Annotated in this window: 10 protein-coding genes and 1 pseudogene; 8 read left to right on the forward strand and 3 right to left on the reverse strand. The window is 60.9% G+C overall.

What is annotated here, in order from left to right; all coding sequences use genetic code 11:
- Window positions 1–49: 49 nt before the first annotated feature.
- On the reverse strand, window positions 50–5,560 hold the full coding sequence (gene proA / locus OM960_RS20295; RefSeq protein ID WP_490372115.1) for an anti-phage protein ProA: 5,511 nt from the start codon (window positions 5,558–5,560) through the stop codon (window positions 50–52).
- Between the two features lie 576 nt (window positions 5,561–6,136).
- On the opposite strand from proA, the gene OM960_RS20300 reads away from it, so the two are divergent.
- A complete protein-coding gene (locus tag OM960_RS20300) occupies window positions 6,137–11,167 on the forward strand; it encodes a RecQ family ATP-dependent DNA helicase (protein ID WP_264773254.1) in 5,031 nt (1,676 codons plus the stop codon).
- Between the two features lie 89 nt (window positions 11,168–11,256).
- Entirely contained in the window at window positions 11,257–11,394 is a 138-nt protein-coding gene (locus tag OM960_RS20305; RefSeq protein ID WP_264773255.1) for a hypothetical protein, read from the forward strand.
- Window positions 11,395–11,436: 42 nt separating this feature from the next.
- Here OM960_RS20305 and OM960_RS20310 read toward each other — a convergent pair whose 3' ends face one another.
- Window positions 11,437–12,411, reverse strand: a complete 975-nt coding sequence (locus OM960_RS20310; protein ID WP_264773247.1) for a helix-turn-helix transcriptional regulator — start codon at window positions 12,409–12,411, stop codon at window positions 11,437–11,439.
- Between the two features lie 140 nt (window positions 12,412–12,551).
- Between OM960_RS20310 and OM960_RS20315 the strand changes: the two genes are divergently transcribed.
- The 5 genes from OM960_RS20315 to OM960_RS20335 all read left to right on the forward strand — a co-directional run bounded on the left by OM960_RS20315 (window position 12,552) and on the right by OM960_RS20335 (window position 23,127).
- Entirely contained in the window at window positions 12,552–12,830 is a 279-nt protein-coding gene (locus OM960_RS20315; RefSeq protein WP_264773248.1) for a hypothetical protein, read from the forward strand.
- Window positions 12,831–12,978: 148 nt separating this feature from the next.
- The gene (locus tag OM960_RS20320) at window positions 12,979–16,263 is read left to right on the forward strand and encodes a TM0106 family RecB-like putative nuclease (RefSeq protein WP_264773249.1); all 3,285 of its coding nucleotides are present in this window, start codon (window positions 12,979–12,981) and stop codon (window positions 16,261–16,263) included.
- Window positions 16,263–19,061 carry a DUF4357 domain-containing protein gene (locus OM960_RS20325; protein WP_264773250.1) on the forward strand — a complete coding sequence of 933 codons (2,799 nt, stop codon included), beginning with the start codon at window positions 16,263–16,265 and terminating at the stop codon, window positions 19,059–19,061. Before OM960_RS20320 ends, OM960_RS20325 begins: the two co-directional genes overlap by 1 nt.
- On the forward strand, window positions 19,061–20,383 hold the full coding sequence (locus tag OM960_RS20330) for an McrC family protein (RefSeq protein WP_264773251.1): 1,323 nt from the start codon (window positions 19,061–19,063) through the stop codon (window positions 20,381–20,383). The genes OM960_RS20325 and OM960_RS20330 overlap by 1 nt, the downstream gene beginning before the upstream one ends.
- 1,064 nt (window positions 20,384–21,447) lie before the next feature.
- Window positions 21,448–23,127 (forward strand): sulfotransferase, encoded by a 1,680-nt coding sequence (locus OM960_RS20335; protein ID WP_264773252.1) that lies wholly within the window; start codon window positions 21,448–21,450, stop codon window positions 23,125–23,127.
- Between the two features lie 170 nt (window positions 23,128–23,297).
- Here the strand turns inward: OM960_RS20335 and OM960_RS20340 are convergent, their stop codons facing one another.
- Complete coding sequence (locus OM960_RS20340; RefSeq protein WP_264773253.1) at window positions 23,298–23,795, reverse strand: hypothetical protein; 498 nt, start codon at window positions 23,793–23,795, stop codon at window positions 23,298–23,300.
- A gap of 232 nt (window positions 23,796–24,027) precedes the next feature.
- On the opposite strand from OM960_RS20340, the pseudogene OM960_RS20345 reads away from it, so the two are divergent.
- Window positions 24,028–24,813: pseudogene (locus tag OM960_RS20345) on the forward strand (IS110 family RNA-guided transposase); the annotation flags it as partial.
- Window positions 24,814–24,919 lie beyond the last annotated feature (106 nt).

Raw genomic sequence — 24,919 nt, forward strand, 5'->3', positions numbered from 1 at the left:
CATTCTGCTCTCGATCACGTTGCTGCTGCGCACGATCCCGTTCCTGTTCCTAAAAATCGGTGTCTGGATGATCTTCGCGGCCGTCCTCGTCGTCGCGATCTGGGCAGGTGTCTGGTCCATTTCCTATCTGGGCGACCTTCAGGTGCTGCCCAGAACCGTGCTCTGGCTCGTCCTCGGGGCGCTTCTCGGGCTGGTCGTCGCGATATGGCTCATCCGATGGGCACGGTCCTGGGCCCTTTATCTGGTCAAGGCGGCCCATATCGCGGTTCTGGTCGAGCTGGTTCAGGGCCGCCCCCTGCCCGCCGGGCGCAGCCAGATCGGCCAGCGGTTCAGGATCGATCAGATCCTTGGCGTCACCCTCTTCCGAATCCTCTTTATCCGCCACGGTCCGGGCGGCCCGATCGTCCTCCAGTAGCCGGCGCAGGGCGGCATCGACGCGGTCCAGCGCCTCGGCCTCGCGCATGAACCAGTCGGTCGACCAGATGCGCAGGATCTCCCATCCGAGGTTGCGCAGCACCGCCTCGCGGATCTGGTCGCGGTCACGCGCCGTGGCCGAACGGTGATAGGTCGCGCCATCGCATTCGACGCCCGCCAGATAGGCCCCGGCCTTGTCGGGATGAACGACACCGAGATCGATGCGGAAGCCCGAGACACCGATCTGGGTGCGCACCTCCCAGCCGCGGCCGCGCAGGGCACGGGCCACCGCGTCCTCGAAGGGGCTTTCGGCGGGGCCGAGAGAGCCCTCCTCCATTGCCGGCAGCGCAAGTGCGCCGCGCGCCGCATAATCGAGGAAGTTCTTCAGATGCGCGACACCGAGCCCCTTCGCGCGGGTCGTGTCGATGTCCTCGGCCCGGATCGAGGCGAAGACATGCAGCTCGGCCCGCGCGCGCGTCACCGCCACGTTGAGCCGCTTTTCCCCGCCATCGAGGTTGATCGCCCCAAAGGACATCGAAAGCTTGCCCGCCTTGTCCGGCCCGAAGGTGATCGAGAACAGCATGACATCGCGCTCGTCGCCCTGGATGTTCTCCAGGTTCTTTACGATCACGGGCTCCTCGCGCTCGTCATCGAAGAACCATTCGAGTTCCGGCGACGTCCGGCGCTCGGCGTCGAGAAGATCGAGGATCAACTCCTGCTGCTGCGCGTTGAAGGTGATGATCCCGAGCGTCGGACGCTCCGGCTCAGGGTGTTTCAGCCACGAGAGCATTCGCCGCGTCGCGAGGCGGGTGATTGCCCGCGCCTCGGCCTCGTTGGTGCGGCCCGATCCGCGCGCATAGACGCCCCCGACGAAGTGGAATTGCACGGCGTCAGTTTCGGTCTTCGGTGGGGGAAAGGTGACGAGCGTCTTGTAGTAGTGATGGTTCGAAAACGCGATCAGAGCCTCGTCGCGGCTGCGGTAGTGCCAGTTGAGCCGGTGTTCGGGCAAGCCAGCCGCTGTCGCCTCGTCGAGAATGCTCGGCAGATCCTTTTCGTACGTCGCAAGGTCGTCGTTGCCCTCATCGTCGTCTGCACGACCGAAGAAGTTCGTGGGCGGCAGCTGCTTCGGATCACCCACGATGATCGACTGGCGCCCGCGTGCGATGGCGCCGACGGCATCCCACGTCGTGATCTGCGACGCCTCGTCGAAGATCACGATGTCAAAGAGCGCCTGGTCGGCCGGCAGGTACTGCGCGACCGAGAGGGGCGACATCAGCACGCACGGAGTCAGGCGCGTGAAGGTTTCGGGCATCGCACCGAGGAGTTGTCTGATCGAGATCCGTGGTCGCTGGAGCCCAAGTTGATGCCGAAGCGTCCCAAGCTCCGAATTCCGCGCAACGCCATCGCGGCTCGGCAGCCCATGCGCGACGCGGTGCCGGACCTGCGCTGCGGCAAGCGCCTGCACCTTGCGATCCAGTTCCCGGAACCGCTCGACGCGATCCTCCTGCTCCCAATGCACGAAGCTGCGCAATAGCGGGCTCTCGTCGACGGCAAGCGGCAGCCACCAGGAAAAATAGGAAACCCGGAAGGCTTCCCGCGCATCGGCGACCTTGCCGTCGCGGAGCGCCTCGATCAGCGGTGCAAGACCGCGCACCTCCGCCTCCTGCCGGACGGCGGCCCACTTCACCCAGTCCTGAAGCTGGCCGACCTGGGCTTTCACGGCATCAAGCGTGCGTCGCAAATCCGACAGCGATGCGGCATCCAGCGGCCCGTCCGCCACGGTCTCATAAGCGGCCCTGGCGGAGTCGAACCGAGCCTTTGCCACATGGAAAGCCGCAGCTTTCCGCGCGATGTCTGTCCCCTCGCCGCCCGCTGCGGCGACGGCATCGAGCGCGCTCAGCGCCTGACCGGCCTCGCCCGCCAACCGCGCGAGCTCGGCCAAGGCCGCGCGCAATTCGCCGGCCTCCGCAAGGTAGCCACGCAGCGCTTCGGGGTCGCTGCGGGTGCCTGCAAAGGCTGGCAGCGCCGAAAGCGGGCTTTTCCCGACCGCGCCAATCGATTCCTGCAAGGCCCTGAGTGGCGCGATCTCCGTGGCGGGGTTCGCCTTGCCAGACGCCGCGTAACTTTGGAGAAGCTTTCGCACCCGCCGACGGCCGAGCGCGGAGAGCGGCCAAAGGCTTGCCTCCGCCTTGCGCCAGTCTCGGTCAAGCTCATCCAGCGGGATTCGCGCCAGTTCGGCATCCTCGTAACGCGCGCTCAGCCGCGCCTGCTCGCGCCGGTAGTCTTGCACGGCCGTCTCGAAGGCACCAAGACCCTGGGCGACGCTGTCGAAGCTCGCATCGAGAGCGATGCGGAAGTCCCGCTCCGCCGTCTTGCCGATAACGGTGGCAAGGCGGTCGAGCACGGCCAATCGCTCGGCGGCGAGGTCCGGATCGGCGGTCAAGCCCAGAGCGGACGCAAAACCGAGGCAGGCTTCGGCAAACCGGTGGGTCTCGACTTCCAGCGTCTCGACGCGGCCCGTCAGCTCGTTCTGCCAGGAAAACGACCAGTCGGTGCGGGCGATGGAGTCGAGCCCGTGAAAGCCGGTAACTGCGGTATGGGTCAGGAACAGCCGATCGGACAGGTCTTCCAGCGACCTGAAACTGGCGCTGTCATGCGCTTCCGCGCTGGCGAAGGCCAGGCGGAAAGCAGGCGTCCGCCCCGCGACGGTCCCGATAGCGTCGAAGATGCTGTAACCATGGCTGCCCGGCCGGTGCAGGTCCGCGACATAGTCGTTCAGTTCGTCGCGCCGGATCTCGAGGTCGCCGGTCAGCCGCAGCCAGTCACCGTTCTGATCCGCTGCCGCGCGGTCCCATGCGGCCCCGAGCTGCCCGATCACGGATTTGCGGTCGGTCTTGTTCGAATGCAGTTCCAGGCAGGCATCGGCAAGCCCGTAGGCCTTGAGCCGTCGATGGACGACGTCTAGGGCCGCTGATTTCTCGGCCACGAACAGCACGGTCTTCCCGCTGGCGAGGCAATGGGCGACCATGTTGGCGATGGTCTGGCTCTTGCCGGTTCCGGGCGGGCCGATCACGACGAAATCCTTGCCCTCCTCGGCCGCGACGACGGCCGCGATCTGCGAACTGTCCGCCGGCAGCGGCAGGAAGAGGTTCGACGGCGGCACGCGGAGGTCGATCTCGCGCGGGTCGGGCAGACCGCCCTCGCCGCCGGCGAAGGGTTCGGTCGGGTTGTCGATCAGGTGCCGGACCAGCCGGTTGTTGCGCAGGCTGTCGGTGCGATCGACCAGATCCTTCCACATCAGGTACTTGGCGAAGGAAAAGGTCGAAACCGCGATGTCCTCTGTCACCTCGAAGCCCGGAACCTCGCGCACAGCGGCACGCATCAGGTCAAAGATCCGCGCGATGTCCAGACCGGAGTGATCCGTCGGCAGATCTCCCCTGAGTGCCGGGACCGTCAGGCCGAAATCCTGCTCCAGGAACTGAAGGAGCGTCTGGTTGAAGGTGATGTCGTCCTCGTGATGAGACAGGTAGAAGTCGGACTGCGCGGATCGACGGTTCAGCTTGATCGGCAAAAGCAGCAGCGGCGCCTTGTAGCTGCGCGTGTCCGTTTCGGTCTTCTTCCAGCGGAGAAACCCGACGGCGAGGAAGAGCGTGTTGGTACCACCTTCGGCGAGGTCGGCCTTGGCCTTGCGGTAGAGCGTGGTCAGCCGGCCCTTCATATCGCTGCCGGTCACGGGTGCGCAGAGCTGCTTTTTCTCGAACGCTCTCGCCGCGAAATCGGCGTGGATGTCGCGCCCGGTCTGTTGACGGTAAAGCTTCGGGTCGCGGTCGCCCACGGGATTCTCGTCGTTGAGCGAGATCACCCGGAACCGCGCGCCATCCGCCAGCGCGTCCTCGAGCGCGGGCACGTCCGGGCAGACAAAGCTCAGCGTCTGCTTGGTTTCCGAGAAGTTCAGCAGCCTGTTGCGAAGCGAAAGATCGAGCAGCTTCTTCTGCCATCTTTCGATCCGACCCTGCGGGGTTTGCGGCTCCTCGGCGGTTTCCGCAGGCAAAAACCTGAAGTCCGGTGCCTTTGGAAGTGGCGCGGCGGCGACCTCGTGCGGTTCCGCTACGCCCATGGCATCGGCAACCTTGCGGTTCGACAGCGGCCGGATACCCGCGGATCGGGCTCGGCCGATATCGACAACCATCCGAAACCCGGCTTCACGCTCCTCACTCAACTGCTGGCCGCCGTTCGCGACCGCGTGATCGAAGCCGACGCTGGGGCGCTGGGTCAGCAAGGTCGTCTCGAAGGGAACGAACTCCCGCGCCGCGATGGCCTTGCGAATTTCGGTGACATCGCGCTCGACCGTGGCCGGGAAGGTCCTGTCCGTCAGCCACACACCGGCGAATGCATGGCCCTCGGTGAAGATGACCGCAGGGTTGAGTCCGGTCGCCTCCAAAGCCGCGGCCATCAGGAGCGCGGTATCAAGACAGGTGGCGAGCCCGGTTTCCGCGACCGTGCCGGGGTCGCGGATCTTCTGGCCTGTCAGTTCGAACGACTTCGGCGGCTCGGCATATGACAGGCCCATGGCCGTAACGGCCGACCAGACCGCCGCCGCGAGAATGTAGGTCCGCGCTGGATCGCCGCTTTGATAGCCATTGAGCGCACCGCTGTGCCCGGCCTGCTCAAGAAGCCGCGAAGCCTCCTTGAGTATCCGCGCCGTCTGCGCGTGGTTCGGAGAAACGAAGGCCGCGAGAATCTGCGCCATCTCACCCGAACCGCCCCATTCGTCTCGGGCGAGAAGCTCGATCTTGGCGACATGCTCGGCGAGAATCTCATCGCCCCGGCAAAGACGAAAGGTCAATTGCCCAAACTCGGCTTCGTTGAGGCGATCGAGCGTGGCGAAATCCAACGCCACGTCGCGGTCGCGCAACTCTACTGTCTCGCTGGCTGGAATGCGGTCGATCGCCCATTCCTTGGTACGGCAGAAGCCGGGCTGCGCGACCATCGTAAGGCGCAGGTCGCTCAATGCTTCGTCTTGGGTGTTCGAGATCGCGACCCGCCTCAGAATAGGCACCGAGTTCTGCGCTGACGCGAATGTGGTTCGGGTGGCAATATCGAGATCAATAACGACGGGGGAAACCGGTATCGACGTATCTGGCATTTTCACCCCGAAGATCGAAACTACTCAAAGCAAAGCAGAATCCCGCTACAGCGCCGTTGTCCAGTGGGCTTGCAAGCTTGAGCATGTTAGCAACCCAGCGTTGTGACATTTGCGCAAGGCGTGACCCGAGGGCCGGTGTTGTGGCGGGCACTACCCTCGCGCTGGCGACCTGTGCTTCAAAAAATCTTCGGGGGTGTTCCAAGCCTCATCCGCAAAGCACTCGCGGGCAACAAACTCGTGCGAAAAAGGGTACGCACGAAGCGGGTGCGCGGCGTCGTGAAGTGGCCCAGGAAGGACGAGATTTGCCTCGGCATCCGTGACTTCGTGTGACGGGTCTGCCCAAGCGTTGAACCGACAAACGACACTTCGCTGCGTAAATCCGTTTCCTGGGCCAGGCTTGCTCTATTGCCGTGCCGGTTGGGCCGCTCTAAGCTCGCACAACCATATGCTATTGCCTCGTGTTTGATGGCTTTTTTGACGTTCCTAAGAACAAAGGCCGATGACCAGGGGCCTCTGCTCGAGCGGTGTCTGTCGGTTGATCTCGAGGTCAATCCCAAGACCGCCGAGATTTTCGACATGGCTGCAGTGCGGTTCGGCGGCGGGCCTGCGGTTGTGGCTCCCAAGAGCAAGATCCGGCAGGGCCTCGACCAGCTCGAAAAAGCGCTGGCGAAAATTCCGTATGTTATCGGCCACAATATCCTGCGCCACGACCTCGAGCATCTTCTGGCGGCGCGCCCGCGGCTAGCCGCGAAAATGGCCGAGCCCATTGATACGCTTTGGCTCAATCCGCTGGCCTTTCCGCGCAATCCCTACCACCACCTTGTGAAGCACTACCACGACGGGCGTTTGCAAGCGGGGCATGTAAACGACCCGGAGCTTGATGCGCGGTTGGTGTTCGAGGTGTTGAGCAACCAGATCAAGGCGCTGACGGAACTGGCCGTGCAGTCGCCCGGAACGCTGCTTGCTTATCACTATCTGGCGACCCGCATGGACCGTGCCGCCGGGTTTGACGCCGTTTTCAGCGATATCCGCAAAGCGCCCCAGCCGGAACGGGCCGAAGCGCTTGCGGCGATAAAAGCGTTGCTTGCGGGCAAAGCCTGTGGCGCGCAGGTGGGGTCGCTACTCGAGCAGCTCTCAGACCCGCAGATGGCCTGGCCTATGGCCTATGCGCTCGCCTGGATCTCGGTATCTGGTGGGGAATCCGTGATGCCGCCCTGGGTGCGGGCGGCCTTTCCGCAAGCCGCGCTGATCGTGCGTGAGTTGCGCGATACGAACTGTGGCGACAGGGCTTGCGGCTGGTGTGCCGAGATGAACAACCCGGTCGGCGCGCTCAAGAAGTGGTTTGGCTTTGACGGCTACCGTCCCCAGCCGGTGGACAGTGACGGCAGGCCTCTACAAGAGGTCATCGTCTCTGAGGCCATGGGGCATGCCAATGTCCTTGGCATCCTGCCCACTGGTACGGGCAAGTCAGTCTGCTATCAGGTGCCCGCACTCAGCCTTTATGAAAAAACCGGCGCGCTAACTGTGGTGATCTCGCCGCTGGTGGCTCTGATGGCCGATCAGGTGCAAGGGATGGAGCGTGCCGGGATCTCGTCCGCCGTCACCATCAACGGGATGCTGTCGATGCCCGAACGACAGGACGCGCTCGATCGGGTGCGGCTGGGGCAGGCGGCGATCCTGCTTATTTCGCCCGAGCAGTTGCGCAGTGTCTCGATCCGGTCGGTTCTGGCACAGCGTGAAGTGGGGCTATGGGTGCTGGACGAGGCGCATTGCGTCTCGAAATGGGGGCACGATTTCCGGCCCGACTACCGCTACATCGGGCGCTTCATCCGCGAGTTCTCGGGCGACGTGGGCCCCGCGCCGGTGCTGTGCCTGACGGCCACGGCCAAACCGGAAGTCGTGCGCGACATCACCGAACATTTCCGCGATCGTCTGGGCGTCGAGCTTGGGCTGTTCGATGGCGGGGCCACGCGCACAAACCTCTCGTTTTCGGTGCTGGCGACCCGTAAGGAGAGCAAGCTCGGGGATCTGCTGACGGTGATTTCCGAGCGTTTGCCTTCCGGGGATCAATCGGGGGCGGTTGTCTATTGCGCAACCCGTAAGGAAACCGAACGCGTTGCAGATTTTTTGAAACAACAAGGACTTGCGGCCGAGCATTTCCACGCAGGCTTGACGGCAGACGACAAGCAGGCGGTGCAGGAGCGGTTCCGCGTGGGTGATTTGCGAGTGATTGCGGCCACCAACGCCTTTGGCATGGGCATCGACAAGCCCGACATCCGGCTGGTGGTCCACGCAGACATTCCCGGATCACTGGAAAACTATTTGCAGGAGGCAGGACGTGCCGGGCGCGACCGGGCACCCGCCGAATGTGTGTTGCTCTACCACTCCGACGATGTCGAACGGCAGTTCACCCTGACCGCGCGCTCGCGGCTCGAGCGCCACGAGATTGGCGCCATTCTCAAGGCATTGCGCCGCATGGACGAGCACACCCGCAACAGCGGCAAGGTGGTGGCGACCCCGGGCGAGATCGTGCGCGAGGAAAAGGACCGCGAGTTCGTGCGCGACAGCGCCACCGACGACACACGGGTCAAAACGGCTGTGTCCTGGCTTGAGGAGGCGACGCTCGTCTCGCGTGAAGAAAACCGGGTGCAGGTGTTTCCGTCCTCGCTTCTGGTGCGTACGCTGACCGAAGCCGAGACCCGCCTGAAAGGCGCCGATATCACGCAGGCGCGGCGCGAGCAGCTTTTGACCATCGTGCGCCACGTGATGAACACACCGCCCGATCAGGGCATTTCAACCGACGAGCTGACCGGCATCAGCGGGCTTTCACACCGAGAGCTTAGCAAGGCGATGGCCGATCTCGAGACCCTTGGCATCGCGCGCAATGACATTGCAATCACGGTCTCGGTGCATGTCGGCGTTGAGAACCAATCCCGCCAGCGCATGACGCGCGCGGTGCGGCTGGAAAAGGCGCTCATTACCAGGATGCGTGAGCTAGCGCCCGAGGCGGGTGTGGGCGATAGCGCGCCGCTCGACATGGCGGCGGCGAGCCAGCTATTGCGCGGTGAGGGGCATGAGGACACCAGCCCCCATATCCTTGATCGCCTTTTGCGCAGCATCGAGCGGGACGGCCGGGACAGCGACGGTGGGATGGGCAACATCCGCCTGCGCAAACTTTCGGCGAAGACGCTCGAGGTGGTGTTGCAACGCTCGTGGCGGGTGGTGGACCAGACCGCCTCGGTGCGCTGGATGGCGGCGGAGAAACTCCTCGATTTCCTGATTGCCAAGGTGCCAATGGGCACGAAAGGCAAGGATATTCATGTCGATACAACTGTCGGCGACATGCTGGCTGCACTCAGCGGCGATGCCCTGATCAAGGCGTCGGGCGTGAAGGACATGACCAAGCTCATGGAACGCGCGCTTCTATGGCTGCACGAACAGCAGGTGGTCACGCTGGGCAAGGGGCTGACAGTGTTCCGCTCGGCCATGACCATCTACCTGAAACCGGGACGCTCAGGCTTCACCAAAAAAGACTTCTTGCCGCTCGAAGAGCATTACCGCGAGCAGACCCTCCAGACCCATGTCATGGCCGCCTATGCCGAAAAAGGGCTGGAGCAGATCAACGAAGCCGTGCGTTTGTCGGAGGACTACTTCGCGCTCGATCAAGACCGCTTCTTACAGCGCTGGATGCCCGGCCGCAGCGTCGAGATCCGCCGCCAGACGACCGGCAAGGCCTGGAAGCAAATCGTTGAGGGGCTGGGTAATCCGGTCCAGCAAGATATCGTCGCGGATGACCGCGAGGAAACGAACGTGTTGGTCTTGGCCGGGCCAGGTTCGGGCAAAACGCGGGTTCTCGTGCATCGCATCGCCTATCTGCTGCGGGTCAAGCGCGAGGATCCGCGCGGTGTCCTCGTGCTTACTTACAACCGGCATGCGGCGGCCGAAATCCGCGCGCGTTTACGCCATCTGGTCGGAGAGGATGCGGCCCGCGTCACCGTCTCGACCTGCCACGCATTGGCGATGCGGCTGGTGGGGGCGAGCTTTGCCGGCGGCGCGTCTGAGCCGCGCGACTTCGACGGCATCGTGAGGGAGGCCGTACGTCAGATCAACGGCGAGGGCCTGAGCCGCTCCGAGGCTGAGGCCCAGCGTGAGGCGCTCATCCAAGGTTATCGGTGGATCCTTGTGGACGAATACCAAGACATCGGCCCCGAGGAATACGCGCTGATCGCCGCTGTGGCCGGGCGATCGCTAGATGATCCCGACCAGCGGCTGAGCCTTTTTGCCGTGGGCGACGATGACCAGAATATCTACGCCTTTGCCGGGGCCTCGATTTCCTTCATTCGTCAGTTCGAGGAGGATTATCGCGCCAAACCCAAGTTCCTGACCGAGAACTACCGCTCGACCCGGCACATCATCGATGCTGCCAACCAGGTCATCGAACCTGCGCGAGGCCGCATGAAGGTCGGGCACGCGATCACCGTGGACAAGATACGCGGCCTTGATCCCGGTGGCGGGGTGATGGCCCGTTTTGATCCGGTTGGTCAGGGGCGGGTGCAGTTTCTTGATGTGGCGGCCGATGACGTTGCACAGGCGGTGGCGGCGGTGGACGAGCTGGTGCGTATCTCGCGGCTCGACCCCAGCTTTACCTGGGCGCGCACTGCGATCATCTCGCGCGACTGGCGGCGTCTTGGCCCTGTGCGCGCCTATGCCGAGAAGCTTGGTTTGCCTGTCGAGATGGCCAACGAAAAGCTGCCGAGCGTCTGGCGCCTGCGCGAGATGCAGCGCCTTGTGGCGAGCTTGCGCAGAAACCCCGCCGCAATGCTCACAGTCCAGGACATTCTCGATGTGCTCAACGAGCAGCAGCCTAATCGCTGGGTTGATCTCATCGCGGAAGGAATTGCGGATCTCGCCCGCGAACTGGGAAGAAAGACGATTCCCGTTCCCGATACGATCGAGTGGCTTGCAGAATGGTCGCAAGACATTCGCGCAACGCAGCGCGGGCTCTTGCTGCTGACCGCGCACCGCTCCAAGGGGCTCGAGTTCGACCATGTTGTGATCCTCAACGGCGGCTGGAAGGTGCTCTCGCAGGGCGAAGACGGCGAAGCCCCGCGCCGCCTGTTCTACGTGGCCATGACGCGCGCGCGTCGCAGCCTGGCGGTGGTGACAAGCGGGGCGCATGCCTTCGTGCTGGCGGACAGCGATTGCGAGATGTTGCGAAAAGTCGAGATGCCGAGGCGGCTCGATCTTCCCGATCCTGATCAGTATCAGGTGCCGGATTTGACCTCTGTCGATCTGTCCTATGCAGGCCGACTGCCCGAGACCAGCCCGACCATTGTCGCCATCGCCGAAGCGAAGGTCGACGATCCGGTGACGCTTGGACGGCGCGACGGGAAATGGATGATCCTCGACCGCAACGGTCGCCTGCTTGGCCGCATGGCCGCGAGCTGGGCGCCGCCAGAGGGAACCGCTCTGGTGTCGGGTAAAGTGGGCGCGATCGTGCGCTGGCGCAAATCCGACAACGAGGAGCGCTACCAGACCTATATCAAGCGCGACGACTGGGAGACGGTCCTGCCGGAGCTGGTGTTCCGCAGGAGCGGGCGCGGGTGAAGCGGCGACGCATGCCGGTGGGCATCTGACCTGCCACAGAATTTCTTCTTCACCGCCGATTGGAGTCCGCCGCAAGGGGGGACCGGACCATGAAGAAATCGGAGTTCACCGAGGAACTGATCATCGCCATCCTACGGGAACAGGAAGCCGGAGCGAAGACGGCGGAGCTGCCCTTCATCGCGCCTAACCCAAACGGATGGCGCGTAGCTTTTCTTCGGGGCGGTTAATGTCAGTTGGTTGGTCATCAAGTTCATCCTCTTGAAATCAGCTCACGGCATGGCGGCGAAGTCTGACCGGCGATGCTCGTAGACCATCTCGCGCAGCGCCTGCGGTGCGATCACCTCGACCTTGTCGCCCCATTGGTAGAGGTGCCACGTCATCTCCAGCCAGCCCGCCGCCCGGAAGCGCACGATCAGGCTGCCGTCGTCCTGGTGTTCCAGCACCTGCCTCGGGTGAAAGCGGAAACCGGCGGCGCGTTCGGCGGCGTCGGGCGTGAAGCGCCAGATAACTTCGCCGAATTGCGCCGGGTCCTGCCAGACACCGAAGGCCTGCGCGGCGTAGTCGGCAATGGTGAAGCCCTCCTGCAGTGCGAAGCTTTCGTTCAGGGCTTCGGCCTCGTGGATCAGGTCGATGCGGAAGTTCCGCACTTCCTCCGCTTTCGCGGGGTCGCGGGCGGCGAGGTAGGTCCGGTGGCCCAGCAGCACCCCGTGCGGTTCAAGGATGCGCGTCGACGTATCCTGATTGTAGCGCACGCGCAGGCGGAAGGGGCCGCGCAGGGCCTCGATGATCGCATCGAGGATGTCAGGAGCCATGCTGACCCGCGGCCCCGGTCGCGTGACCTGACCCATGGCGGCCAGCACCGCCTCGGCATCCGCCTCGATCCGGGCCCGTGCCGGAACCCGTGCCAGCAGCCCGTCGCGCAGGTCGTCCAGCGCCCGGGCGTGGCGCAGCCGACCCTCGGCCTCCGCTGCGCGGGCCGCAATATCCAACGCTTCCACGCCGGTTTCGTGTCTTAGTTGCATTCGGGCGAGACCAGCATCAACCAGCCGCCAGCGCCGCTTGCGATCCTCTCCATCCTCGGCTTCGACATTACCAAAGGTCTCCTCCAGCGCATCGGTCATGCGTTGCGCGGTGCGATGGGAGACACGGAACTCCGCGCAGATCTCCTCAAGGCTGATGCCGCCCCGCCGCGACGCCGCCATCTGCGCGAGGCGGATTAAATCCTGTGCCTTGGAGAAAGACATGCACGCCCCGCCAGCCAGTCAGAGTTTGTCACCCTGGCACGCTAGGAAGGTTCCTGCGTCCTGTCGAGCCGATTCACGAGTGATTTCCATGACGGTTGCAGAGGCACGGCAGGCGCACCAGAGCATGGAAAGGAATAGCAATGCGTGGAAATGTCATCAAAATTGAACGGACTTCCTCTCGGAGCGGTGCGGTGGAGGAGCCCGCCATCACCGCCAAAGGCTATCAGCTGGCCGACCCGGCGCATGGCAAGCACAAGCATCATGCCGACCATGCAACCTATGTGAAGACGCTGGATGAGGCGGCGACGCTGATCGAGCGCGGCTTCTCTCTTTGGATGGGCGCCAAGGGCAAACGTGCCTCTCTGATTGCGCCGAAAAGCCTGCGGATCGTGCGGCAGGACGTCGCGCTTGTCGACTGACGTGCGCAGCACTCTCGGGCTCTGCGGCACGTTTTAGTCACTTGCGGTACCCGACATGAATTGACACCCATGGCGGTTATTGAAGAAGCTGCGATCCGACGAGACGATTCCTCTTTGGGTTGCGCTCATTTGCGATTGAAGGGTGACCATGAGAGATCTCGGCGGCACTATCCTGTTTTCGGCGACAGACCTGATGCGGTTCATGGGCTGCGCTCATGCGACCACACTCGACCTCTTGCGCCTGCGCGGCGAAGGCCCGGAACCTGGTGAGGATAGCGACGATGCGGCGCTCCTGCAAAAGCAAGGCGACGCGCATGAGGCAGCTCATCTGAAACGGCTGAAATCCGCAGGGAGGACGGTGGTCGAAATCCCGCGTGGAAATCTGGTGACAGATGCTGTGACGACACGGGAGGCGCTCGCCCGCGGGGCGGAGGTCGTCTTCCAGGGCGCGTTCCTATCGGGCAATTGGGGCGGCTGGTCAGACTTCCTGATGCGAGTAAACCGGCCCTCGGCGCTTGGGTCTTTCGGCTATGAGGTGGCCGACACCAAGCTGAAGCGCCGACCGCATCCGAAGCATGTTCTGCAACTCGTCCTCTATTCCGACCTGCTGACCGAGATTCAGGGCGTCGCGCCGGAATGCGCGCATGTCGAGCTGGGCAGCGGCGAACGGGCGACGCTGCGGCTCGACGATTACATACATTACGCACGGGCCGCGCGGGCCCAGCTGGAGGCGTTCGTGGCCGACCCGCAACCGACACGGCCGATCCCCTGCGCCGATTGCGGGCTTTGCCGTTGGAGCGGTCATTGCGACAGCGTTTGGCTGGCCGAGGACAGCCTGTTCAATGTGGCCAACATCAGCCGCGGGCAGGTGAAGAAGCTGGAGGCCGCAGGAATCGCGATGCTGGAGGCGCTGGCTGGCCTCGACCACCCCGTGCGAGGCATGGCCGAAGGCACGAGGCTGCGACTTACGACCCAAGCCCGCCTCCAGCATGCCCGCAAGAGCGGGGCGCCTGCCTATGAGCTACGCGCCCCCGAACCCGGCAAGGGCTTCGACCTGCTGCCCGAACCACAGCCGGGCGATCTGTTCTACGACATAGAAGGCGATCCGCATTACGAAGGAGGTCTCGAATACCTGCACGGCGTCTGGTGCGATGGGCAGTTCAGGGCCTTCTGGGCTCATGACCACATCGCCGAGGCGAAGGCGCTGGAGGATCTTCTGGTGTTCTTCCGCGCGCGGCTGGAGGCGTTCCCGCAGGCCCGCATCTACCACTATGCGGCCTACGAGATCACCGCGCTGCGCCGCCTGACCACGAAATACGGGATCGGCGAAGCCCTGATCGACCGACTGCTGCGCGAGCGGCGCTTTGTCGATCTGTTCGCCGTGGTGCGGGGAGGGCTGATCGGCTCTGAGCCGAACTACTCCATCAAGTCGATGGAGGCCTTCTATGGCCGCAAGCGCGACGGCGAGGTCAAGACAGCGGGTGGATCAGTCGTCGCCTACGAGAATTGGCGCGAAACGAACGATCAGCACATCCTGGACGAGATCGAGGATTACAACCGCATCGACTGCATCTCGACCGAAGAGTTGCGCAATTGGCTGGTAGGCATCCGGCCGCCGGACCCCTGGCCCAGGTTGGGCCAGGACGCAGGCGAAAAGGAGGCCGAGGAGGACGCCGAGACGCAGGCGCTGCGTGCAACCCTTGCCGCGTCGGGTTTGCCCGAGGATCGACAAACGATGCTGTTCAACCTCGGAGTATTCCACAAGCGCGAAGTGAAACCGGCGCAATGGGCGGTGTTCGACTCGGCCTCCAAGGACGAGGATGAACTCATCGACGATCTTGATGCTCTGGCGGGGCTAGAGGCGATCGGACCGGTGGAGCCGGTGAAGCGATCCTTCGCGCGCAGTTACGGCTTTCCGCCGCAGGAGACCAAGCTTCGGGGCGGCAAGAAAGCGACCGTGCCGGTGTTCGACGGCCCTCCCGTCTCGGTCATCATTGACGATATGGACCGCAGAGCGCGACGGATCACGATCAAGGCCGGGCCGGGCAAGGAACATCTTCTGGCCGACCGGCTGACGCTACACCCTGACTGGCCGCTGGACACCAAGGTGATCGCCACGGCCTTGCGCGACGTGATCGCCGATCAATGCGGCCCACGCGCCTACCGTGCGGTTGATGACCTTTTGTCTCGTGCGGCGCCCCGCCTGACCACCGGCCCTCTGCAGCCCGTCGTCGATCCGGTTGCGGGCGCCATCGCCGCGGTGGGCGCCATGGATAAGACGGTGCTGCCGATCCAGGGGCCTCCTGGAACGGGCAAGACGTACGTCACCGCCCGGGCGATCCTGTCGCTGGTGCGGAAGGGCGCGCGTGTGGGTGTGACCTCGAACAGCCACGAGGCCATCCGAAATGTGCTGATGGGCTGCCTGAGTGCGCTGGAGGATAACGATCCTGACCTGACGCTGGACCTCGTCCACAAGACTTCGGGCGAGGATGATGGCTATCCCGAGGATTGCCCCGTCCGCCGCACCACCAGCAATGACGAGGCCGCAGGCGGAATGTGTGTCGTCGGCGCGACCGCCTGGTTCTTCTCCCGTGACGAGAACGTGCAGGCTTTCGACTGGCTATTCGTGGACGAGGCTGGACAGGTCGGCCTCGCCAACCTGGCTGCGATGGGCCGTGCGGCGAAGAACATCGTGCTGGTGGGCGACCCTCGCCAACTGCCGCAAGTCATCCAAGGCGCGCATCCGGAACCCGCGAACCTTTCCTGTCTCGACTGGGTGCTGGGAGACCGTGCCACGGTGCCTCCCGACCGGGGCATCTTCCTGCCCGTTTCGCGCCGGATGCACCCCGAGGTCTGCCGTTTCATCTCGGATCTGGTCTACGAGGGGCGGCTGGAAAGCCATCCCGACACCGCGCGCCAGGCCGTCCGCGGCACAAGCTTCCCCGAGGCCGGGGCCTTTTGGGTGCCGGTGCCCCACGAGGGCAATGCGCAGATCGCCGCCGAGGAGGTCGTTGCCATCAGTGGCACCGTTGCGGACCTGCTAAAGGGCACCTGGACGGATAAGGACGGCACCGCGCGCCCGATGCGCGCAAGCGACATCATCGTTGTCGCCCCCTACAACGCACAGGTGAACGCGCTACGCGAAGTGCTACCCGAGGCAATCCGTGTCGGCACGGTGGACAAGTTCCAAGGCCAGGAAGCGCCGATCTGCCTTGTCTCGATGACCGCGTCCTCGGCCGAGGAAACATCTCGTGGGATGGAGTTCCTGTTCTCGTTGAACCGCATAAACGTGGCCGTGTCCCGTGCGAAGGGGCTGGCGCTGGTCTTCGGCGCGCCGCGTCTTCGCGAGGCGAAATGCGAGGCGGTCGACCAGATGCGACTGGTGAACACGCTCTGTGCGTTGCAGATAGTACCTTTCGGAGAGGGAAGTTAATGATCGACAATGATGACTGGATGGTTATCCGCAAGGAGCGGGCCTTGGCTTATGGCAAGGAGCTTTCCAGCACGGAGTTTCTGGTTCGTGCCGGGTCGACCACCATGCGCGAGGGTTCGCCCAAAGAGAAGCGCAATCGCCCTGAGCGTGATCGGCTGGTTGCGTTAGGCGTCTTGGTGCCTGATGCTAATCCGGCACTCTTTCGATTTGCCAAGGACCATGTCTTTTCCAGCAAAAGCACCGCTGCTGGGGTCGTGATCGACGGCAACAGCAACGGCAGCCATTGGAAGAAGGACGGTTCGGACGGCGCAATGGCTGCTTCGTCTGAAACGCAGCAGGCATCACTCGACCTTCTGACGCGGAAGGAAATCGACGCAGCGATGCGTGACTGCGACCGATTGGGCCTGCATGGCTTCCTTACGAGGCGTGGGTTCGTGCGTCCGCAAGTTTGGGTCAAAGGTAGCGTCGGAGAGCAGACCTACCCTGCTAAGGCAACCGTTGCGGGAGCTCTCGCGCATTTACCTAATGGCCGTACGCTGTCGGCCAAGGGGTTCTTCAACGGCTTCGGTGAAACACAGGCTTTCAGCACGCTGGAGCGGCTTGGGTACGAGGTTGTCAGAAGAGAGGAAGGCTTAGATCCTAAAGTCATAGGGCGCGACGCGATTGAAGCTGCAATGGATGCTTATGACGCCTATAGAAGCAGCGGGGCGCACGCGGATGTGTTCGAGGCTTTCGGCGAGCCTCGGGACTATTGGGTAAGATCAACTAAGCTTCGGCCTAACCAGGTTTATCCCTCAAAACCGCTTCATTTCTGGGCGAACGGAAACAAAGGCAGTTCGGGCGGATGGGGCGGTCCCGCCTACTCGGCTGCGGCGCTCCACAACTCCGGTTTCATCATCGTTGATCAAGATAACAAGCCGGTTGCTCCGCCAGATAAGGATTATCTCATAAAAGGTGCAGATCGCGCACGGCTTGTCGCATTGAACTATTTCATTTCTCCCGCCCGTGAGAGGGGGGACGCCCAAGTGGCTGTGCGCGTTGGAGATGTGTCGGAAAATCTATTCCCCAATCATCACTATCGCGACGTTTGGCAAGCCTTGAGAGGCAAGGCATTTCAGGATCTGGCGAATGTCACCGAGCCAACACAGACCGGGGTCGATGAGAGTTCGGCGACCATCCTCACATATCAACTCACCCCTTCGAGAGGGCAGCCCAGCATGACCCCTGACTACTCCGCCCAGACGCCCGCGATCAACCTGATCCTATACGGCCCCCCCGGCACCGGGAAGACTTATCGAACAGCCTGGGAGGCGGTACGCCTTTGTCTGGGGAGCGAAGCGGCTGCGTTCCTCCAGGGTGATGAACAGCGTGACGCGCTGATGGCTGAGTATCGGCGGTTGGTCAGCGAGGGGCGAATTGAGTTTGTGACGTTCCACCAATCCATGTCCTATGAGGAATTCGTCGAAGGACTGCGGCCAAGCACAGGAGACGAAGCGTCCGAGGTCGCGGCAGAAATGGACGTCAGTAACGGTTTTCGGTTGAAGCCCCACGATGGAGTATTCAAGCGCGTCAGCGAGCGCGCAAGGCTTGATCGATCTGACAACGGTACAACGGAGCGTCTCGACCGATCCGCGCGTGTTTTCAAGGTGGCTCTTGGAAGACGGCAGGTCGAAGATGACAGGATCCGCTTTGGCCTGGATCACGGTTTGATCCATATCGGCTGGGGAGGAGATATCGATTGGTCGGACGAGCGGTTCGATGATTTCAACGGGATATTCTCCGAATGGAGGTCCAAGCGCGATCCGGAAGCGACCGGCAACGATGGTAACATCGTTATGACCTTCTCGTTCAGGGCGGATATGCAGGTGGGCGATTACGTTGTCGTCTCCGATGGGCGAGACCGAATCCAAGCGTTTGGCAGGGTCGCTGGAGAGTATTTCTATGATCCTGATGCCTCATTCCATCCGCACCGACGCATGGTAGAGTGGATGTGGCGCGACGATGCGGGTGTCGAGCGCGATCGTTTCTACCCGAACGGCTTTCGCCGCCATTCTGTTTACAAGCTGAACCAGGGTCTCGTCGACTGGGACGCACTCGAGGCGATCGTGTTTGGCGATGAAGCGCCTCGGGCAAGCCAATCCGCGCGAAACCACGTTCTCATCATCGACGAAATTAACCGCGCCAACATTTCAAAGGTCTTCGGCGAATTGATCACGCTTCTGGAGCCGGACAAACGTTTGGGCCTTCAGAATGAGATCCGGCTCATGTTGCCCTATTCGAAGAGGCCATTCGGTGTACCAGCGAACCTGCACATCATCGGCACCATGAACACGGCCGACCGATCCATTGCGCTTCTGGACACCGCCCTCCGCCGGAGGTTCACGTTTCGCGAACTGATGCCGGAGCCCGGGGCGCTGTCAGCTGACGTTGAAGGGATCAACCTGCAGAAGTTTCTGCGCACAATCAATGAACGGATCGAATACCTGTTCGATCGCGAACACCAGGTCGGGCATGCCTATTTTACCGGCTGCGACACCCGTGCCAAGATCGCTGCGGTGATGCGATACAAGGTGATCCCGTTGCTGGCTGAGTACTTCTACGAGGATTGGTCGAAGGTCGCCGCAGTTCTGGGCGATGCGGCGCAAAACAATCCACGGTTCCTGGTGCGAGAAGTCATCACCGCTCCAACCGGGTTGGACAACGACACGTTCTCCGGCGCGCGGTATCGCTGGCGCGTCCGGCCCGAGGTCCAAGGCGATAGGAATGGCGGCTTCGACTTCACAGAGTTCGAAGTCTGATGGCCGCCTTCAGTGTCCTGGAATACCGGTCGCTCCCCCGCGGTGACGGGCCCGGTTGCATTCCGGACTTGCTGGCTGATCGTTTGGCCGCAGTCGCCAAGGCCTCAACCTTTGCTGGACGGGGCGAAGGTGGCGTTCTTGAGGACCGTCGGCATGAATTGCGGGCCCGCGGCGTGGTGGGCGTCGTCGCAGCCGAGGATTGCAGCCTTGAGATCCTTCCAAAGATCGACGTGCCCGCCGCGGACGGCTCCGTCGAGGAGCGAAGCGAAATCCGTAAGCGTCTTGTTCATATGCTCGCCGTCGCGCTGGACATGAAGATCGAGACCGGGCGCTTGTCGTATCTGGACTGGCAGAACGAGACGCTTCTCGAAATCCTGATCCGAATATTCTGTGACAAGCTGACGGAAGCCGTCCGTCGCGGCATGCCTCGGCGATATATCGGCCACGAGGACGACTTGCCCACATTACGTGGCACCCTCGACGTGCCCCGCCAATTCACCCGCCATGCAGTAAACCCCAGCCGCCTTGCATGCCGGTTTGACGAGCTGTCGACCGACATCGCACTGAACCGCATCATGAAGGCGGCACTTGCCCATCTTTCCAGGCTGTCGCGCAGCTTCTCTAACCTTCAGCGGCTTCGGGAACTGGCATTTGTCTACGCGGATATTTCTTCTGTTCCGGTGCCCGCTCTGCCTTGGGGCGAGGTCGTGATCGATCGAACCAATCGCGGCTGGCAGGACCTAATCGGGATGGCGCGGATGTTCCTGCGCAACCAGTTTCAGACGACGAGCACCGGTGCCAGGCAAGGAACTGCGCTTCTGTTCGAAATGAACACGCTTTTCGAGGAGTATGTCGGGCGACTGGTCGCGCGCTCGATGGCCGGGACGGAGTACCGTGTCAGTCTGCAAGGAGGCCGGGAGTACTGCCTCACGGAGCAAGATAGTGGTCGCCAGGTTTTTCAGACCAAACCTGACATCCTGATCCGCCGTGGCGGCCAGGTTGTTCAGGTGATCGACACCAAGTGGAAGCGGATATCCTCCCGCATCGATGATCCCAAACAGGGCGTTTCCCAATCCGATGTATACCAGATGATGGCCTACGCCCATCTTTACAAAGCGCCCCGCGTGACGCTGCTTTATCCCCATCACATTGGGCTTTCGGGGGCCGATGGAATCCAAGGACAGTTCTGGATAACGGGTCAGGCGACGGCGCTTGAAATGGCGAGTATCGATGTGGCACTCGGCACCGATGACGCCGTCGTAGCGCGCCTCAAGAAAATGGTGGGGTCCTCAATTGGCGAAGACCTCCAGGCCCTCCCGTGATACTGCCGCTCGACGTCGAGGAATGTAACCGGCCAGTTTCCACCGCCAGCCTGAGTTTGGTCTGATCGTTTCAGGCATGTACATAACGACGTTGACCAGTCCTCCGCGCACGTCGCCGCGTGAGGAGACTGTTCAGGAAGTCTGGTGCGGGACGGTGTCGGCGTCGTCGTCACCGCTCCGCGTTTGACACGGCAGCACCGCCTCGACGCAGATCGTCGCCACAACAGCCAGCAATCCGAGACTGCTGTAGACGCCCAACGCCAAGAGCAATGGGTAGCCCATCCAAAGGGTGACGAGCGCCGATAGAAGCCCGATCCCGGCTCCGATCAAGACAAACGGTAGGAACAAATCTCATCTCCCAACATCGGTGATGCGTTAGGCTTTTGTTAGCAATCTCCGAACGAATTTGTTGAATGTTCGTTAACGTGGCCCGCCACTGAGGGAAATGGCTTCGTAGGGCTGAACCTCTCCCACTGATGTTCTCTAATCGCTCTGGTCTAGGTTTCTGTTTCAGGTCTGCGCCTTCGCCGGGTTCAGGGTTCTCTCCGCAGTCGCTCGTCATGGTCGCTGCATGTTGGCGTCTGATGGCGGATCGGCCGAAGTGTTCCTCGCGATCATCTTACCTGCTTCTTTTGAAGGCGTCGCGTTTCAGAGGGCCGGCCTGATCCTGGCCACGCGTCCCGGCAGGACGCATCCGTGAAGTCAGTCGCTCAGCCACGCTCCTTGGTTGTCATGCATCGAGCTGGCTCCAGAGGAATGGGGTGTTTGTCTTCCACATGGCGTTGAGAATGACGGCCAGCTTGCGGGTAAAGGCCCGGGGGCGCACTCCATGCGCTGACCGATATTGCGCCGGGATTGACAGGTTGTGGTGCTACGGCATATTGCGTGATAGATCGCTAATCCCACGTTGGGCGCGCGAGCTGCCCGGGGACCGTGGCAATCCACGAAAGGCATTTCCGAACCCGTTCAGAACGAACTGACGAGGGTGGTTGGCTCATCTTGCCGATCTGATAGAAAGTGCCTAGCTGCGGAAAGGTCGGGATTATCTGCTGGATGGAGGCTCTATGAATAAGGATGTACACCCCAAGGTCTTCGTGCTTGGTGATTCCAGAACAGGAACCACGTCCATCCATAGATTCCTTCTTGGGGCGGGTTATAGGTCGATTCATTATTATTTTAAAGAGAGCGGCGTAATCGAAAACTCGGAATCTGATCAGCTGATCAATGTTCATTTAACTGATAACTGGGCGCGTCTCAAGAAGTTCATTGACGATTCTGGCTTTGATGCATTTTCTGACTATCCAACTAGGACCTACTATAAGGAGCTTATGGACGCCTATCCAGATGCTTATTTTATTCTTTCTACGCGAAAAAACGTTGAGGTGTGGCAGCGCAGTATGACGGAGTTCATGACGAAATTTGGAATTGCGCTCGACATCTTGAATCTGTCAAATATTTATGTTGAGTTGAATGAGCGCATTAGGGTGCTGGCTGGAGAAAGAGGGGTTCGATTTTGCGAGATCAATATTGATGATGATAACTCGAAAAATTCACTGATTCTCTCTGAGTTCTTAGAGTTGAAAGAGGTCTTGCAGTTGGGGCGAGAAAACGCCAGCATATCTTATGATGTACGTTTATGGTCAGCAAGATCATCTATGTTCAATATAGGTGAGGGAGATGTCATCACCTATGTCGAAAAATGCTGCTTTCCTCACAAAGGAATGTTGAGTGAATATGGTTGGGTTTTCCTCGTTAATGACAGCTCAGACTATATGCGGTATCTGTTTGGTCAGTTGAGGTGGACAGAAGCGCAGTTGCAGTTCGCAATGGGGACGCTAAAGAGCCGGCATGCCTCTTTGGGTCAACGAGGCTGCCAATACTTGAAGTTTGTAATCCCCGAAAAGTCGGCGATATACCCCGAGTACTTGCCTAAGGTGTTCGGCGGAATGCAGGTTGATAAGGAGCGTCCGGCGCAGCTTTTGATGGACGCAGGAGTGCCGGGTTTTAGCTATTTGGCGGATATATTTCATGACGCCAAATCTCTGGGATTTCTTTACTTTAAAGGAGACAGTCACACCAATTGGCTTGGTGCTTTTGTGGCTTATCTGCACATTGCAGAGCGTCTAAATTCGAGTTTGGCCGACGGGTGGCAAAAAGCTCCCATAGGGTTTTCGCAATTGATGCCAAAGATTGCCGGATATGAAGGGGATATTGCCGCTCAACTGCCTGAAGATCAGGCTCGTATAATAAAAACAACCTGGGGGCCCATAACTCCCGAAGGCGTGTTTGAATATTTAGTTAGCTATGAATTACCTAATGAAGCGCGAAAAGCTCAACAAGTCGCGGCACCCAAGGAGTATATCGACAGTCTTGGTGAGCGACCATTGCTTGTGTTTGAAAACGGTGAATCTAATCTGCCGCGAGCGGTCATCTTTCGGGACTCCACATCTGATTTCATAATTCCGCTATTGGCCGAACACTTCTCGCGAAGTGTGTTTGTCTGGCACAAGGGGCAGGTATACGATGATATAATTGAAAGGGAGGAACCTGATGTGGTCATACATATTATGGCCGAACGCTTTTTTTCTGAGTACAAGGTATTTCCACCATTTTCAAAAGTTTTGCCTTCAAATCTTGATTCCGACATTGACCGTGAGCGCGTTCGGACGGAGACGAGATCGAATGAGAAGGGTGTTGTAAGAAAACTTATTAGCCTCATGAGAAGCATCCGTGCGAAAAGCTAGGCGTGTTGACAAAGGAGATTGAACGATCCCGCTGACGCGGGAGAAGCGTTATTGTTGGCGGGAATGGCCTCCTGATGGGAAGGTTTGGGTGCCGTTGACCTTCCTCCCAGGAACAGGGCCGTTGCGAACTGGAATTTTCCATTTCTGAAAAAACCTGTTTCAGCAGCCGGTCAGTGTAACAACGTCTCAATAGGGTGTGCGTCCTCAACCAGCAGAAGGGCTAGGCGAGTCCAACATCTGCACCAGGAATCCACGCTTAGTCGCTGTAAGTTTTTTCTCCTCTGGCTGACTAAAGTCATGTTCTTGCCAAGCCGCGCACCGGAATTCTTGAATACCAAGCTGAACAACAGATGAGGATCGCCCCGATGTATGGTGGTTTTGACGTGGCGATCTCGTTCATAGTCGGAGCAAAGCTCGTCGAGTATGAGTTCTAGCTCATTTCTTAAACAACACGCTTCATGACTCGGCCAGCCCATTTTCAACAACACATCGAAGGCAACAATGTCGACCATACTGTGCATCGCCGTCGCCTGCGAGACCCGTGCTTCAAAATGAACGCTCCGTACCAAGTCGCCCCTTCTGATGGCTTGAACGTACACGCCGTGTGTGATGCTAAGAGCTAATTGCGCTTCGTGTCCTGAGAACGGTGTGTACGCTGGGTCAATCATTTTGTGCGCTCATCAATCTACAGAATTGACAAACTACCCCCTAATGGTTGCACTTTGATTAAAAACTGGAGCTTTGCTTTTAAGAAAAACGGGTTCTGATGTTGGGTTGGGTAGCCTCTGCTCTGCCCCTTGGCTCTGTTGATGGCGTGGATGCCCCCACCTGACGGCATCGCAATGTGCCAATGTTTCAATGTGATGAGTGTTGAAGCCATCACAGAAGGAGGGAGCATCCATGTCCGAGGTTACGATTATCGGGATCGATCTGGCAAAGCGCATTTTCCACCTGCACGGTGCCGGCCGCGACGGGTCCGCCGTGTTTCGCAAGAGGCTTTCCCGTGGCCAGCTACTGGGGTTCGTGTCGCAGGTGCCGCGGTGTGTTATCGCCATGGAGGCATGTGCGACGGCGCATGACTGGGGCCGTGATTTCGAGAAGCTCGGACATGAAGTGCGCCTAATCCCGCCAGTCTATGTGAAGCCATTCGTCAAGCGTCAGAAGAACGATTCCGTTGATGCCGAGGCAATCGTCGAAGCGGCATTGCGCCTGTCGATGCGCTTTGTCGCGCTGAAGACGGAAGGTCAGCAAGCCCGCGCCATGTTGTTTCGGACGCGGCAGATGTTTGTCGGGCAGCGCACTCAAATGATCAACGCCCTTCGCGGGCATCTCGCCGAGCACGGCCTGGTCGCGGCGAGAGGGACTGCCCACCTCAAGAAACTTGCGAACGCGATCGAAGACATCAACACAAACTTGCCCGTCGAAGTCCGGGACCTCGGCCAGATGTATCTGAGGCAGATCGGGGAGTTGACCGAACGCATTGCGGAACTCGGCCTCAAGATGGGCTAGGCTGCCAAGAACACGGCCGCGGCACGCCGCGCTCAAACCATGCCTGGCGTCGGGCCGGTCACGGCACTGGCGATCGAAACGTTTGCACCTGACCTGTCCAGCTTTCGGCGCGGTAGGGACTTTGCTGCGTGGCTGGGGCTAGTGCCCCGCCAGCATTCGACAGGAGGCACCGAAGTTCATCAGTTGAACGCGTAAACGACTGATATCATTTAGGCTGGATAGCCGAAAATGGTACAACACGGAGGGGTCAGGCGGGTTTTGGCAAGCTCAGGGCATCAAAGAG

The sequence above is a fragment of the Defluviimonas salinarum genome, from assembly GCF_026013545.1.
In the GTDB taxonomy this organism is placed as follows: Bacteria; Pseudomonadota; Alphaproteobacteria; order Rhodobacterales; family Rhodobacteraceae; genus Albidovulum; species Albidovulum salinarum.